General features: G+C 74.4%; 12 protein-coding genes and 1 pseudogene. 7 read left to right on the top strand and 6 right to left on the bottom strand.

Features of this window, described 5'->3' with window-relative positions:
* Positions 1 to 15 precede the first annotated feature (15 nt).
* From G9H72_RS01065 to G9H72_RS22155, 4 genes are read left to right on the top strand one after another with little or no spacing between them, the layout of a single operon-like run.
* The gene (locus tag G9H72_RS01065; RefSeq protein WP_331271866.1) at positions 16 to 900 is read left to right on the top strand and encodes an ABC transporter permease; all 885 of its coding nucleotides are present in this window, start codon (positions 16 to 18) and stop codon (positions 898 to 900) included.
* The gene (locus G9H72_RS01060; protein ID WP_231126164.1) at positions 884 to 1,702 is read left to right on the top strand and encodes an ABC transporter ATP-binding protein; all 819 of its coding nucleotides are present in this window, start codon (positions 884 to 886) and stop codon (positions 1,700 to 1,702) included. The genes G9H72_RS01065 and G9H72_RS01060 overlap by 17 nt, the downstream gene beginning before the upstream one ends.
* 7 nt (positions 1,703 to 1,709) lie before the next feature.
* On the top strand, positions 1,710 to 2,795 hold the full coding sequence (locus G9H72_RS01055; RefSeq protein ID WP_166166290.1) for a glycosyltransferase: 1,086 nt from the start codon (positions 1,710 to 1,712) through the stop codon (positions 2,793 to 2,795).
* Positions 2,792 to 4,537 carry a hypothetical protein gene (locus G9H72_RS22155; protein ID WP_166166288.1) on the top strand — a complete coding sequence of 582 codons (1,746 nt, stop codon included), beginning with the start codon at positions 2,792 to 2,794 and terminating at the stop codon, positions 4,535 to 4,537. The genes G9H72_RS01055 and G9H72_RS22155 overlap by 4 nt, the downstream gene beginning before the upstream one ends.
* 106 nt (positions 4,538 to 4,643) lie before the next feature.
* On the opposite strand, the pseudogene G9H72_RS23300 reads toward G9H72_RS22155, so the two are convergent.
* From G9H72_RS23300 to G9H72_RS01035, 3 genes and pseudogenes are all read right to left on the bottom strand, one after another.
* Positions 4,644 to 4,943, bottom strand: a pseudogene (locus G9H72_RS23300) (DUF559 domain-containing protein); the annotation flags it as partial.
* Between the two features lie 713 nt (positions 4,944 to 5,656).
* Positions 5,657 to 6,148 carry a hypothetical protein gene (locus G9H72_RS01040; protein ID WP_166166286.1) on the bottom strand — a complete coding sequence of 164 codons (492 nt, stop codon included), beginning with the start codon at positions 6,146 to 6,148 and terminating at the stop codon, positions 5,657 to 5,659.
* Positions 6,145 to 7,440, bottom strand: coding sequence for a glycosyltransferase (locus tag G9H72_RS01035; RefSeq protein ID WP_166166284.1), 1,296 nt, complete (start codon positions 7,438 to 7,440; stop codon positions 6,145 to 6,147). The genes G9H72_RS01040 and G9H72_RS01035 overlap by 4 nt, the downstream gene beginning before the upstream one ends.
* A gap of 164 nt (positions 7,441 to 7,604) precedes the next feature.
* Here G9H72_RS01035 and G9H72_RS01030 point away from each other — a divergent pair, with 164 nt between their 5' ends.
* From G9H72_RS01030 to G9H72_RS01020, 3 genes are read left to right on the top strand one after another with little or no spacing between them, the layout of a single operon-like run.
* Positions 7,605 to 8,201, top strand: a complete 597-nt coding sequence (locus tag G9H72_RS01030) for an acyltransferase (protein WP_166166282.1) — start codon at positions 7,605 to 7,607, stop codon at positions 8,199 to 8,201.
* Positions 8,198 to 9,274 (top strand): DegT/DnrJ/EryC1/StrS family aminotransferase, encoded by a 1,077-nt coding sequence (locus tag G9H72_RS01025; RefSeq protein ID WP_166166280.1) that lies wholly within the window; start codon positions 8,198 to 8,200, stop codon positions 9,272 to 9,274. Before G9H72_RS01030 ends, G9H72_RS01025 begins: the two co-directional genes overlap by 4 nt.
* 1 nt (position 9,275) lies before the next feature.
* On the top strand, positions 9,276 to 10,280 hold the full coding sequence (locus tag G9H72_RS01020; RefSeq protein ID WP_166166278.1) for a Gfo/Idh/MocA family protein: 1,005 nt from the start codon (positions 9,276 to 9,278) through the stop codon (positions 10,278 to 10,280).
* Positions 10,281 to 10,332: 52 nt separating this feature from the next.
* Here the strand turns inward: G9H72_RS01020 and G9H72_RS01015 are convergent, their stop codons facing one another.
* The 3 genes from G9H72_RS01015 to wecB all read right to left on the bottom strand — a co-directional run bounded on the left by G9H72_RS01015 (position 10,333) and on the right by wecB (position 14,745).
* On the bottom strand, positions 10,333 to 11,442 hold the full coding sequence (locus G9H72_RS01015) for a hypothetical protein (RefSeq protein WP_166166276.1): 1,110 nt from the start codon (positions 11,440 to 11,442) through the stop codon (positions 10,333 to 10,335).
* A 124-nt stretch (positions 11,443 to 11,566) separates the two neighbouring features.
* Positions 11,567 to 13,552: a heparinase II/III domain-containing protein gene (locus G9H72_RS01010; RefSeq protein ID WP_166166274.1), complete on the bottom strand. Its 1,986-nt coding sequence runs from the start codon at positions 13,550 to 13,552 to the stop codon at positions 11,567 to 11,569.
* A gap of 125 nt (positions 13,553 to 13,677) precedes the next feature.
* Positions 13,678 to 14,745 (bottom strand): non-hydrolyzing UDP-N-acetylglucosamine 2-epimerase, encoded by a 1,068-nt coding sequence (gene wecB / locus G9H72_RS01005; RefSeq protein ID WP_166166272.1) that lies wholly within the window; start codon positions 14,743 to 14,745, stop codon positions 13,678 to 13,680.
* Positions 14,746 to 14,787: the final 42 nt, after the last annotated feature.

The raw sequence follows: 14,787 nt of genomic DNA, 5'->3' as shown, positions 1-14,787 counted from the left end.
GGCAGCGAGCCCGGGGTGCCACTGACCGAGGAGCGCCACCACCCGATGTCCCTGAGCGCGCCCCCCGCGGAGTTCACGGGCGAGATCCACGTCTACGAGCCGCACCGTGCCGGGATGCCGAAGCTCGGGCCGTACCTCCGCCAGCTGAAGAGCCGCCGCAGCTTCCTCTGGGAGCTGAGCCGCACCAGCCTGCGCGCGGCGAACCAGAACACGCTGCTCGGCCAGGTCTGGCTGGTCCTCAACCCGCTGCTGCTCGGCGCGGTCTACTACCTGCTGGTCTACGTCGTGCGCGGCAGCCACGCGGGCGGAGACTTCTTCCCGCACCTGCTGGCCGGGCTCTTCGCCTACTACTTCATCAGCGGGGCGATGAGCGCGGGCGCGCGCTCGGTGACCAGCGGCGGCCGGCTGATCCTCAACTCGGCGTTCCCGCGGATCATCCTGCCGCTGTCGTCCACGCTCACCGCGTTCGTGCGCTTCCTGCCGACGCTGGTGATCTGGCTGGTCGTCGCCGTCATCTCGGGGGTCCCGCTCGGCCCGCACCTGCTCCTGGCGGTCCCGTACATCGGGCTCATCGCGCTCTTCGCGTCGGGCGCCGCGTTCCTGGTCGCCACGCTGCACGTCTACTTCCGCGACATCGCCTCGTTCCTGCCGTACTTCATCCGGCTCTGGCTCTACCTGTCGCCCGTCCTCTACTTCCCGCACGAGATGTGGGACCGGCTGGGCGCGATCTCCGCGGTCAACCCGCTCTACTTCCTGCTCGGCGGCTGGACCGAGCTGCTGGTCGAGGGCGACGTCCGCCCCGACCTCTTCCTGGGCGCGACCGCCTGGTCCATCGGCCTGTTCGTCGCAGGCGCCCTCTTCCTCGTCTCCCGGGAGCGCGAGTTTGCTGTCCGTCTCTGAGATCCAGGGCCGGCGGGCGACGCACCTGCCGGCGATCAACGTCGAGGGCCTGGACATCACGTACCGCGTCTCGATCGACAAGAAGCAGACGCTCGGCAGCTCGCTGAAGCGTCTCGGCCGCCGGCAGCGGCTGGTCCAGGAGGTCAACGCGGTCAAGGACGTCAGCTTCGACGTCATGCCCGGGTCGGTCATGGGCGTCATCGGGGCCAACGGCGCCGGCAAGTCGACGTTGATGCGAGCCGTGGCCGGGATCCTGCCGCCCACGAAGGGGCGCATCACCGTCCGCGGGCGTGTGTCGACGCTGCTGGCGCTGGGCGTCGGCTTCAACGGCGCGCTCTCCGGCCGGGAGAACATCACGCTCGGCGGGCTCGCCTCCGGCTTGTCCCGCAAGCAGATCGAGCGCAAGTTCGAGGAGGTCGCCGACTTCACCGACCTGCCGATCGACATCCTCGAGCGGCCGATGCGGACGTACTCCTCCGGCCAGTACTCCCGCGTCGCCTTCTCCGTCGCGGTGCACATGGACCCCGACGTGCTCATCGTCGACGAGGCGCTCTCGGCCGGCGACGCGAAGTTCAAGAAGCGCGCCGAGACCAAGATGCGCGAGCTCGTCGTCGAGGACACCTCGCGCACGGTGCTGCTCGTGACCCACGGCCTGGCGACCATCCAGAAGATGTGCAACGAGGCGATCTGGCTCCACGAGGGCCGGCTGATGAAGCACGGGCAGCCCGGGCACGTCGTGACCGCGTACATGCGGTTCATGAAGGTCCTGGAGTCCGAGGCCACCGCGCTCGAGGACGTCTGAGCCACCGATGGCGCCCGCGGTCGACGTGAGCCTGGTGTCCTCCGGGCACGACGTGGCCGACGCGCGCCTGCACCGGCTCGTCGGGGCGTTCGTGCGGGCGGGGCTGTCGGTCGAGCTGATCGGCCTCGGCTCGGCGTCCGACGCCCCTCCCGGCCTCGCAGCGCTGTCGGTACGCCCCCGCCCCGGGCTGGCCGGCCGGGCGCTCGCCGCGGTCCTGGAGCCGTGGCGGGCCGCGGGCCGGGTGGTGGTGACCGTCGACCCGGACACCGTGCCCGCCGCCTTCCTCCGTCGGGCCGCCGGCCGGCGGCTCGTCGTCGACGTGCACGAGGACTACGCCGCGCTGCTGCGCGACCGCGCCTGGGCGTCGGGCCCGGCCGGGCGGGCGGCCCGCGCGCTCGTCGGCGTCTCGACCGCGCTGGCCCGTCGGGCCGACGCGACCGCCGTCGCCGACGCGCACGTCCCGCCGCTCACCGCGCGCGACCGGCAGGTGGTGCGCAACCTGCCCGACGGCGGCTACCTGCCCTCCCCGTCCGCGCGCTCGGCGTCCCCACGGGCCCTGCACGTGGGGGACCTGCGCCGCTCCCGCGGGCTCTTCGCGATGCTCGAGGCGCTCGAGCACGCGCCGTCCTGGACGCTGGACCTGGTGGGGCCGGTGGCGGTGGCCGACCTGCCCGCGCTCGAGGCCTGGCAGGCGTCCTCCCCGGCCGCGGCGCGGCTGCGGCTGCACGGCAGGCTTCCACCCCGCGAGGCGTGGGCCCTGGCCGAGGGGGCCTGGGCCGGGCTCGCGCTGCTCGACGACACGCCGGCGTTCCGCGAGGCGGTGCCGACCAAGGTGTACGAGTACTTCGGCGCCGGGCTCGCCGTCGTCGCCACCCCGCTGCCGCGTACGGCCGAGCTGGTCGAGTCGGCCGGGGCCGGGGTCGTGGTGCCCACCGGCGAGGCCGCCGGCAAGGTGCTCGAGGCCTGGGCCGCCGACCCGTCCACCGTGGACGGGCTGCGTGGCGCCGCCCTCGCCTGGGCCGGCACCGAGCTGTCCGGCGCCTCGGCGTACGACCGGCTGGCCGCCACCGTCGCCGGGCTGGCCCGCCGATGAGCCTGCTGGTGACCGTCTGGGACTCCCGGGACGGCTACGACGACGACGCCGCGCTCGCCCGCTCGCTGGCCCGCAACGCCGGGTGGGACGTCGCGTCGGTGCTGATCACCGGGTTCGGCCGGCGTGCCCAGGGCGTCGACGCCTCCGGCACGCGCTTCGTCCGGGTCCCCGCCCCTGCCGACCCGCCCGAGCCGCTGTCGATCCAGCTCAAGGCGGTCGACGACCGGCTGCTGGTCCTGCGGGCGCAGCTGCGCGACCTCGAGGCCGGAGGAGCCCGCAGGGCCGACCCGCACCGGCTGCGCATCGTCGCCGAGTCCCGCGGGCTGCAGAAGGCCCGGGAGAAGCTCGAGGAGTACGGCGCCCCTGGCGGCGACCTCGTGTCCGCCGTCGACCGGCTCGAGACGAGCGCGGCCGAGCTCGTGCCGGAGCTGCGCCGGCTGGCGCCCGCGCTGGTGGTCGCCTGTGGGCCGGTGGCGCTCCTGGCGTGCGTGCGGGCCCGGGTGTCGGCGGTGGTCTACAGCCCGCGCACTGTCCCGGGCGCCCAGCTGGCGGTCCGCGAGAGGGTCGAGCCGCTGGTCGCCCGGGCGCTCGCCTCGGTCGACCCCGGCTCTCCGGCCGCGGTGTGGGGGGCGGCGCTGCAGGCCGCGGGGGTCGAGGGGGCGCCGCTGTCGCTCGCGCCGGTCCAGGCTCCGGACGCCGACGGGCTCGCGGGCGTACGCCTCGGCGTCGGGCCGGCCGGCTTCGCCGGGCAGGCGTGGGCCTGGGCGCAGGCGGCCCGGGCGTCGCTCGCGGTGCAGGCCGAGGTCGTGACCGTCGAGCAGGAGGTGCTCAACTTCCCCGCCGACCTGCGCCCCACCGCGCAGGAGTGGGGGTCGCTGGACTGGCAGCTCGGCCACCTGCCACGGGCGCTGGCCTGGACCCACGCGCTGTCGGAGTCGGCGCGCCCGCTCCTCGGCCTGCTCAACGGCTCGGTCGTCACGGGCGACCTGCCGGCGCTGCGGCGGGCCGGCGTCTCCGTCGGGGTCGTCTGCCACGGCAGCGAGATCCGTGACCCGCGCCTGCACGGCCGGCTCTACGAGCACTCGCCGTTCGGTCCGGAGTACGACGACGTGCCGCGGCTGCAGGAGGTCGCCGACCGCAACGCGCGCATCCTGGCGGGGTTCTCCGGGCCGGTCTTCGTGTCCACCCCGGACCTGCTCGACTCGCTCCCGCATGCCGTCTGGCTGCCGGTGACGGTCGCGCAGAGCGACTTCGCGCCCGGGCCTCCCGTGCTCGAGCGCGACGTGCCCGTCGTGCTGCACGCCCCGTCGTCGCCGCGGTGGAAGGGCACCGCGGTCATCGAGGAGGTGCTGCAGGGCCTGGTCCAGCAGGGGCTGGTGGACTACCGCCGGCTCGACGGCGTCGACCCCGCCGAGCTGCCCGCGCTGATCCGCGACGCCGACGTCGTGGTCGACCACGTGGTCGTCGGCAACTACGGCGTCCTCGCCTGCCAGGCGCTCGCCGCCGGCCGCGTCGTCGTCGGCCACGTCCACGAGCGCGTACGCCGCCGGGTGCCGCTGCCGGTGCCGGTCCTGGAGGCCACGCCCCCGACGCTGGAGGCGGTCCTGCGGTCGGCCGTGGCCGACAGGGCGCCGGCGCGGGCGCTGGCCGGTGAGGGGCCGGAGTTCGTCCGGGCGCTGCACGACGGTCGGCTGGCCGCGGCCGTCCTGCGGCCGTGGCTGGCGGGGGCGGTGCGCTGGTAGGGGGGGTGCATGATCGTTTGGCCCAGCCGGCTGTCCTGACAGCCAGCGGCGCCACACGATCACCGGCTGGGCGCCAACCCGCCGCGATCAGCGCGCCCCGGATCGCGGCCGCCACGACCTCGGGCTGCTCGCGCACCACGAAGGCCGGGAAGCGCAGCACCCGCTCGCCCTGCACCACCAGCGCGTTGTCGCGGGCCATGTCGTCCCACCAGGACAGCAGCCCGAGGTGCCCGCGGCCGTCGATCTCGAGCACCAGCCGCCACTCGCGCCAGTAGAGGTCGAGCCACCTGACCCGGCCGGCCGCGTCCTTGCGCCGAGCCTGCCGCACGGGCTCGGGCAGGCCGGCCCGCAGGCACAGCGTCAGCACGTCGCCTTCGGTCACCGTGTGCGTGCCGCCCGCGGCCATCGCCACGGTCTCCGCCAGCAGCGGGCGCCTCCGGGTGTTGTGCCGGCGGCCGAGCACGAGCGCCAGGTCGCAGGCGCGGACCAGGCGCTGCTGCACGCCTGCCAGCAGGATCGCCCGGGCGTGCCGGTCGTTCGCGTCCACGTCGCCGCGTCGACCAGCGAGCGGGGCGTCCGCGTCCTGGGGATCGGCGCGCCCGGCTGCACGTCGTCGGGGCCGAGCATCGTGGAGTCGTGCACGACCAGGCCGGGCCGGGGACGGGCGACCTTGCGCCCGGCCGGCACGAGCACCCAGCGCCGCTCCCGGTCCTCGAACCCCTCGAGACCGGCTTCCGCGGCGGCGGGTCGACCCTGCGAGCACCGCTCCTCGACGGCACTGGAAGGACGTCCACCCAGAGCTCCTGGGCCGGGCTCAACGGCCCTGGGTGCGCGACGAGCACTCCAGGAGCGGGCTCCTGCCAGCTGCCGGCCGCCACCCGCGGACGAACGGCGCCGCGCGTCAGGCGGGCGAGCGCCTGGTCGCGGTGCAGGACGGACTGCTGGTGGGCGAGAAGGCCGGCGAGGTCCACGTGCCGAGGCTGGCGGCGGCGCGGCCCCCCGGACGAGTTCCGCGGCACGCCGTGGAGGGCGCTCCACGCCGTCCGCAGGCTCACCTCATTGATCGTTCGGCGTCGGCGGCTGTCACGGCAGCCACCAGAGCCAAACGATCACCGCGAGCTACCGCCCCGCGTATCGCGTCATCAGGTTCGCCAGCGCGCCCAGCCCGTTGACCGCGGTCAGGTCCGGCCGGCGCCGGGCCAGCTTCCACACCGCCAGCCCGGAGTCGCGGTCGACGGCCACGGCGACGTCGGCCGCCCGCGCCACGCGCACGGCGTCGATGTCGCGCAGCAGCCGGCGGGCGTACGCCCACCCGGGCATCCGCCCGAGCATCTTGGCCCGGTACGGCTCGGCCCGCCGCTCCACGCCGCGCAGCGCCCGGGCGAGCCGCCGCGAGCGCGGTGCCAGTGCGGGGACGGTGGGGCGCAGGCCGGTGGGCAGCAGCAGCACGATCTCGCCGCCGGTGGCGTGGACCGCGGCGCGCACCTCGTCGTCGAGCGCGCGGAACGACACGACGTCCGCCTGCCACCCGGCGCCGGCGAGGGCGCGCAGCTGCTGGAGCAGCGGGTCCCGGGCGAGCCGCGGCCCGCCGAGCACGAGCAGGGCCCTCATGCGGCGACCTCGTCCTTCAGCGAAGCGATGCGCGGGTCGAGCTGGCGGTCCCGCCGGTAGCGCGCCGCGAACTCCACCCCGGCGGCGCGCTGGGCGGGGTCGGCGGCGACGACCGCGGCGGCGGCGTCGGCCAGCGCCCGGCCGACGTCGGCCGGGGAGAGCGAGGCGGCCGGGAACCACAGCGGGTACCCGCGCAGCACCTCCGACGCCGCGTTCCCGGGGTCGTGGACCGACACGATCGGCAGCCCGGTCGCGAGGTACTCGTAGACCTTGCCCGACGTCACGTAGCGCCCGGTCCCGAGGACCAGCAGCAGCGCGTCGAACTTCTCGTAGACCGACCGGACGGCGGCCTTCGGCACCGGCCCCTCGTACGACACCCCCACGTCCGCGCCCGACTCGACGACCCGCTGCATCGCGGGGTTCGGCAGGGCGTAGTGCCCGAGGTACCCGTGGATCTCCACCCGCGAGCGCTCGAGAACCGGCTCCAACGAGCGGGCCTCGCGCCAGCCCTCGACCAGCTCGGCGAGCGGGACCTTGCCGCTGACGGTGCCCACGTAGCCGAACGTCAGCCCGGCCTCAGGGTCCGCCGCCCGGGCCGTGCCCTCGGCGGCGAACTCGGGGTCGTAGCCGTTGGCCACGACGCGGAGCTTCGCCGCCGTCTCCGGGTACGTCGTCGCGTGCCACGCGCGGATCGGCTCGTTGACGAACCACACCTCGCGGGCGGCGGCCATGAGCGAGCGCTCCCACTTCTCCACGCGGCTGCCGGGCTGGTGCAGCCGGTCGCCGGAGAACACGTCGAGGGACCAGGCGTCCCGGTAGTCCATGACGTACGGCACGCCGTGCTTGTCGTGCAGCCGCTTGGCCGCGGTGAACGTGACGTGCGGGTTCGCGGTGGCGACGCAGAGGTCGATCCGCCGGGAGGCGGCCAGCCGGTCGACGGCCTTCTCCAGCTCACGCCGCCACGGCCCGTACGCCGGCTCCGGGAACGGCACCTGGTCCAGCTCCTTGCGCGCCCGGGCCCAGAGCCTCGGGGCGTACGCCCGCAGCGCCGGCCACCGGCGCAGGTCCGGCTCGAGCGTGGGCCAGGTGAAGGGGATCCGCTCGACGCGGACCGCGGGGTCGACGCGCTCCTCCAGGGAGGGGTCGACGCCGGTGTAGCGCTCGAAGGCCTCCCGCTCCGGGGTGAGAACGGTCACGTCCCAGCCGCCGCGAGCGAAGGCGTTCGCCGTCGCGAGGGCGCGGTAGACCCCTCCGGCTCGGCAGGGCGGGAATCCCCAGACCACATAGAGCACGTGCGGTCGTCCGGGCAATTCGGGGCCCTCCTGTTACGCTCCGGCGTCGTAATGTGCGACCCCAGCCTAGGGGCGCGGAGCGCCGGAACCTCGCGCGGCCGGGCCCCGGCTATCGTCGGGGCCACGATCGGTTCCGACGGCAGAGACGGCAGGGCGTGCACGCGATGGCGCGAATTCATCCCAGCGCTGATGTCGACGAGCGCGCGACCCTCGGCGAGGGCACGTCCGTCTGGCACCTGGCGCAGGTCCGCGAGGACGCGGTGCTGGGCAAGGGCTGCATCGTCGGCCGCGGGGCGTACGTCGGCTCCGGGGTCCGCATGGGCGACAACTGCAAGCTGCAGAACTACGCCCTCGTCTACGAGCCGGCAGTGCTGGAGGACGGCGTGTTCGTCGGCCCCGCCGCGGTCTTCACCAACGACCACTTCCCGCGGTCGATCGCCCCGGACGGCACGCTGAAGCGCGGCGACGACTGGCAGGCCGTCGGCGTCACGGTGCGGCACGGCGCGTCGATCGGCGCGCGCGCGGTCTGCGTGGCCCCCGTCACGATCGGCCGGTGGGCGCTGGTCGCCGCGGGCGCGGTCGTGACGAAGGACGTACCCGACTTCGCTCTCGTCGCGGGCGTGCCCGCGCGGCGCATCCGCTGGGTCGGCAAGAGCGGCGAGCCGCTGGAGCCGGCCGGCGAGCCGGGACGGTGGCGCTGCCCCAAGACCGGCGAGACCTATCTCGAGCAGGACGACACTCTCACGGAGGAGGCGCGATGATCCCCGCCGCGAAGCCGCTCATCGGCGATGAGGAGCGCGCAGCCGTCGACCGCGTCCTGCAGACCGGCAAGGTCGCGCAGGGCCCCGAGGTCGCCGCGTTCGAAGCGGAGTTCGCCGAACAGCTCGTCGGTGGACGCACCTGCGTCGCGGTGAACAGCGGCACGTCCGGGCAGCACCTCGGTCTGCTCGCCGCCGGCGTCGGGCCCGGCGACGAGGTCATCGTCCCGTCCTTCACGTTCGCCGCGACCGCCAACTCGGTCGCCATCACGGGCGCGACGCCGGTCTTCGTCGACATCGACCCGGCCTCCTTCTGCATCGACCCGGCAGCGGTCGAGGCGGCGGTCACCCCACGGACCAAGGGCGTCATGCCGGTCCACCTGTACGGCCACCCCGCCGACATGACGCGGCTGGCCGAGCTGGCCGACGAGCACGGCCTGCAGGTCTACGAGGACGCCGCGCAGGCGCACGCGGCCGAGTGGCAGGGACGCCGGGTCGGGACGTTCGGCACGTGGGCGATGTTCAGCCTGTACCCGACCAAGAACATGACCTCGATCGAGGGCGGCATGGTCGCCTGCGACGACGACGTGGCCCGCAGGGTGCGCCTGCTGCGCAACCAGGGCATGGAGAAGCAGTACCAGAACGAGGTCGTCGGCCTGAACAACCGCATGAGCGACGTCCACGCCGCCGTCGGCCGGGTCCAGCTGACCAAGCTCGCCGGCTGGACGCGCAAGCGGCAGGAGAACGCGGCATTCCTCGACGCCAACCTCGAGGGGGTGACCACGCCGCCGGTCGCCGAGGGCGCGGTGCACGTCTACCACCAGTACACGATCCGGGTGACCGGGGACCGCGACCGGTTCCAGCAGGCCCTGGCCGACGAGCACGGCGTGGGCAGCGGCGTCTACTACCCGATCCCCAACCACCGGCTTCCGTCGTTCGACCTCACGCTCGACCTGCCCGAGACGGAGCGGGCCGCGCGCGAGGTGCTCTCGCTGCCGGTGCACCCGTCGCTGACGCAGGCGGACCTCGAGCAGATCGTGACGGCCGTGAACGCTTGCGCGAAGGCGGGTTCCTGAGATGGCGATCCTGCGTGCCGGGTTGATCGGCCTGGGCATGATGGGGCGCCACCACGCCCGCGTGCTGCGCTCCCTCGAGGGCGTCGAGCTCGTGGCCGTGGCGGACCCGGGAGGAGACCCGCACTCGGTCGCCGGCGAGCTCGCGGTGCTCAGGTCGGCGCAGGAGCTCGTCGCCGCGCAGATCGACCTCGCGGTCGTCGCGGTGCCGACGCGCTTCCACGAGGAGGTCGCCCTCACCCTGGCGGCCGGCGGCGTGCACACCCTCGTCGAGAAGCCGCTCGCGCCGGACGTCGAGGGCGCCCGCCGCATCGTGCAGGCGTTCGAGGACGCCGGCCTCGTCGGCGCGGTCGGTCACATAGAGCGCTTCAACCCCGCGCTGCAGAGCCTGCGGACGCGTCTCGAGCAGGGCGAGCTGGGAGCGATCTACCAGGTGGCGACCCGCCGGCAGGGGCCGTTCCCGAACCGGATCGCCGATGTCGGCGTGGTCAAGGACCTCGCGACGCACGACATCGACCTCACCGCGTGGGTGACCGGCAAGGCGTTCCGTTCGGTGGCCGCGCGCACGGCCTACAAGTCCGGGCGCGAGCACGAGGACCTCGTGGCCGCGGTGGGCGCGCTCGAGGACGGCACCGTGACGAACCACCTGGTGAACTGGCTCTCGCCGATGAAGGAGCGGGTCACCACGGTCACCGGGGAGAACGGGACGTTCGTCGCCGACACGCTCACCGCCGACCTGACCTTCTACAGCAACGGGTCGGTGCCCACGACGTGGGACGCGATCGCCAAGTTCCGTGGCGTCAGCGAGGGCGACGTCGTGCGCTTCGCGATCCCGAAGCCCGAGCCGCTCATGACCGAGCACACCGCCTTCCTGCAGGCCGTGCGCGCCGGCAGCGCGGAGGCGGCCGGCATCGTGACGATGCGCCAGGGGCTGGCGACCGTCGCGGTCGCCGAGGCCGTGATCGCCAGTGCGGCCAAGGGCGAGACCGTGGACGTCGTCGTTCCCTGACAGCAGCTGTCGCAGGAAGGGGCGCCCGGAGCGGGCGCCCCTCTCCTGCAGGTCAGCGGGCCGTGATCGTCACCACGGGGGAGGTGCCCGTCATCACGACGCCCGGCCCCGTGCCCACGACGCGGTAGGACCAGGTGCCGGGGCGCGGCGGGGTGGCGCGCAGCAGGTAGGTGTAGCTGCCCGCGGTGTTGCTGCCGCCCGTGCCGGTGCTGCCGACGGTGACCCACGTCCGGCCCGTGCGGCGCTGCAGGCGCACCGTCGAGGCCCCGATCGCCCGGCCGCTCACCGCCACGTTCGTCCCGGCGTCCACCGCCCGGCGCGAGGCCTTGGCGGTGACCGCGGCCCGGGCGAAGACCCGGGTGGCGACGATCCGGGAGGCCGGTTGCAGCGTCAGGTTGGTCTCGCCGAAGAAGAGGCACCAGTACCCGACGGGCTTGGTCATGCGCCGCGACCACGTCCCGTCGGCGCGGGTGGCGACGGTCGCGAGCAGGGTGCCGGTCTCGTTGAGGTCCCCGATGCAGCTGCGCAGGGTGAGCCGCTGCCCGGGCGCCGGCGCGCCGGAGCGGGAGTAGCGGAAGGTGCCGCGCACCGTGTAGGCATTGCCCGCCCGCACGCTGCCCGGCTTCGGCGTCACGAGCGTCGCCAGCGGCCAGTCACGGCCGCGCACGTTCACTGCGGGCTCCACGCCCAGCAACCGCTTCACCGGCACCGGCTGGGGGCCGGCCCCGGTCAGGTCGGGCAGCTGCAGGTCGCCCGCGTTCACCGCGGTCGCCCGCCACCGACCGGCGTTGACCGCGCCGAGCACGGCCGAGCCGCTCCACAGCCCGTCCTGTGGCGTGCCCTCGATCAGCCGGAGCCGCACGACCCGGACGTTGTACGCCTGCGGCGCGACCCCGCCGTCGGCGCGCAGCACGACGCACGGGCAGTCGTCCTCGGCCTCGCCCCCGACCCCGCCCCGGCGGTGCGTCACCCCGTCGGGGTCGGTCAGCCGGGCCTGAACCGTCAGGGTGACGAGCTCGGAGCGTACGAGCGAGTCGTCCGAGACCGTCACGACCAGGGACGTGAGGGCCGTGTCGTCCTCCGCGGCCTGGGCCGCGGGCGGCGCGGCCGCGAGACCCGTGGCCAGTGCGGCCACGGCGGTGAGGGCGAGGGGGCGCTTCATGAGGTCTGTCCTTCCGACATCGTCTTCCGTTAGGGCAGGAGACGTCGGGCGGGGCGGCAGGTTGCCCCGGGCACAGCAACGGGCCCCGTACGCGATGGCGTACGGGGCCCGGGCACTGCGGGGCTCAGCGGCTGAGCGTGCCGTCCGCCGAGAGCGTCGCGTTGACCGTCGTCCCGCCGATGGTCAGCGTGACCGTGTAGCCGCCGGCGCCGTTCGGGGTGGCCGTGGCGCTCACCGCGGAGCCGGCCGCGGCCGGGACGACCGCGGTCAGCATCGTGACCTTGGTGCCGGTCGCGCCGACGATCACCGTGCTGACGGCCTGGCGGGTGCCGGGCACCGGGGAGGTCCAGCCCTGGTACGGGCTGGTGGCCCCGCGCACGATCTTCGTCGCCGTCTGGGTGCCGCCGAGGACCGCGATGGGCAGGACGTGCGCCGTCGTGTCACCGCCGGTCGCCACCGCGCCGTTGCCCGCCGGCGACGCCACGAACGAGGTGCCGAGGTGCCACAGCTGGTTGTAGTGGCGCTTGGCCTTCGAGGTCAGCGTGTCCGCGACGATCAGCGCGTCCGGCTGCGGCGTGACCAGGGCGAGCACGCTGCGCTTGCGGTCGACCCCGGCGTACGGCTTGTCCTGCATGACGTACGCGTCGCCGTTGCCGGACACGGTCGCCGCGGTGAGGCTGGTCCGGGCGTACCGCTCGTGCGCCAGGCCGTCGACCGTGACGAGGTTGTGCGCCTCCGGCGAGATGATGTAGTTGCGGTAGGCGCCCTTGGTGTACCCGGAGTGGCCGCCGTCGGTCAGGATCTGGCGGCCGCGGGCGAAGAACGTCACCGACGTGTGGTCGTCGTGGCCGTGATACATCCGGCCCGCGCCGAACCGCAGCGAGTAGAAGCTCTCCTGGGCGAACGGACGCTCGACGCCCCAGCCGCTGCGGCCGAAGACGTAGCCGCCGTTGGTGCGGCTGTTGTAGACGCCGACCCGCTCGGTCGGGGCCGGGCCGCTCGCGCCCTGGGTGGCGGCGTACTCCGCGACCGTGCCGTAGATCGGGGAGGCGACCGCCTTGGTGTCGCCCAGCTGCTCGAGCTTGCCGTCCGGGCGGTGTGCCGCGGCGACGAAGCTGACCGCGTTCTGCAGCTGCGCGCCGACGCCGACGCTCAGCGCGCCGCACGTCTTGAGCCGGTCCAGCGCCTTGGTCCAGAGCCCGAAGTTGTAGGCGCTGTAGCCCGGCGCCTGCTCGTTGTCGACGCCCTGGGCGTCGTAGACCTTGTTCGCGTGCTTGCCGATGCGGCGCAGGCCGACGTCGAGCCAGTCCTGCCGGCCGAGCTCGCAGCCGGCGCTGATGACGCCGAGGCTCTGGTCCAGGCCGATGTTGTTCGGGCCCTGCCACCGCGGCCAGTCGGCGGCCGGGCGCCAGCTCGGGTAGACGTAGCGGCGCGAGTCGGCGTCCCGGCGGTTGCTGAGCTTGTCCGACGAGGAGCCGATGAGGAACGAGACGTGGCGAGCGATGGTCGAGTCGAGCCAGCCCTGGGCGCCGACGGTCTGGCGCAGGCAGAGCAGGAACTGCAGGCGGTGCCCGGCGTTGGAGACGATGCCGCGGGACGAGCCGCGCGGGTCGGTCTTCTCCCAGCTGGGGTTGTCGCGGGCCCAGTCCTGGGTGACCGTGACGGCGCGGGCGTACTGCGCGCTCTTCTCGGCGGGGGTGTAGTTCCGCCAGTAGGGCTTGCGCGGGTAGGTGAAGTCGCGCTCCTGGCTGAGCAGGGAGCCGAGCCACTTGAGAGAGTGCAGCCACGCGGTGCCGGAGACGCCCAACGACGGCTGGCGCCAGGTGACGTCGCCCTTGCCGTTGCCGACGACGCGGGCGCCGATGCCCGGGGCCTTGAAGCCGTCACGCATGACGAAGCCGACCAGGTCGCCCTTGGGGTCACCGGTCAGCAGCCGCGGGTTGTCGAGCCCGCTGTAGCCGAGGCAGGCGGACGCCCCGACGGCGGTGCGGGTGGCGATGGTCGCGGCCGCAGCGGGAGCGGCACTGGTCGTAGGGGCGACGATGCCCGCGGCAACCACCGCGAGCGGGGCGAGGGAGGCGGCGACTCGCGTACGGGAGGTGAGGCGCATAGGCGGGTTTTCGGCTCCTTGGGTGCGGACTTGAGGAGGAGAACCCCGACGATCTCCCCGCCCATCCCGTCAGGGGCCGATCGCAGCCCGCTTGCGTACCCGCCGCGTACCGGCCGCAGGACAGCTCACGACGGCAGGCGCTCCGCGAGCGTGGCGACGACGCGCTCGGCCGCGTCGCCGGCGCCGTACGGCGCGGCGTCCGTGTCGGCCGGGCGCGGCCGCGTGACCGCCTCGGCGACACCGGAGAGGTCGGCGCGCAGGACGTTCCAGCCGAGGTCGACCGTCTCCACCCACTCGGTCTCCGTGCGCAGGGTGGTGCAGGGCACGCGCAGCAGGAACGCCTCCTTCTGCAGCCCGCCGGAGTCGGTGACCACCCCCACGGAGCCCATGACCGCCCGGACCATCTCCGGGTACGGCAGCGGGGCCGTCGGGTGCAGCGAGCCCGTCCGCAGCTCGAGGCCGAGCGCGGCCGCGCGCGCGGCCAGCCGCGGGTGCGCGAGCAGCACCACCGGGTGCGGCAGGGCCGCGAGCGCGGCGACGATCGCGCGCAGCCGCTCCGGGTCGTCGGTGTTCTCCGCCCGGTGGATGGTGGAGAGCAGGTACGGCGCCGCGGGGTCGACGCCCTCGGGCAGCTGCGGCACCCGGTCGGCCATGCCGTCACGGACGGTGAGCAGGACGTCCGTCATCACGTCGCCCACCAGGACGGCCCGCCCGGCCAGCCCCTCGGCCGCCAGGTGGTCGGCGGCCACCTGCGTCGGAGCCAGCAGCAGGTCGGCGGCGTGGTCGGTGAGCACGCGGTTGTGCTCCTCGGGCATGCGCCGGTTGAAGGAGCGCAGCCCGGCCTCCAGGTGCGCCACGGGCAGGTGGAGCTTGACCGCGGCGAGCGCCCCGGCGAGCGTGGAGTTGGTGTCGCCGTAGACCAGCACCCAGTCGGGCCGGTGCTCGTCCAGGACCGCGTCCATCGCCGAGAGGATCGCGCCGGTCTGCACGCCGTGGCTCCCCGAGCCCACGCCGAGGTGGACGTCGGGGGACGGGATCGACAGGTCGGCGAAGAACACGTCGCTCATCACCGCGTCGTAATGCTGGCCGGTGTGGACGATCACGTGCTCGTGGCCGGTGCCGGCGAACGCGCGGGCGACGGGCGCGAGCTTCACGAACTGGGGGCGGGCGCCGACGACGCTGAGCACCTTCACCGGCGGTTCCTCCACAGGTCCGGGCGGGCGCGACGCCGATCT

Origin of the sequence: Motilibacter aurantiacus (assembly GCF_011250645.1) — a bacterium.
Lineage (GTDB): Bacteria > Actinomycetota > Actinomycetes > Motilibacterales > Motilibacteraceae > Motilibacter_A > Motilibacter_A aurantiacus.
The sequence above is the reverse complement of the archived record's forward strand: the minus strand, read 5'-3'. Positions and strand labels throughout refer to the sequence as shown.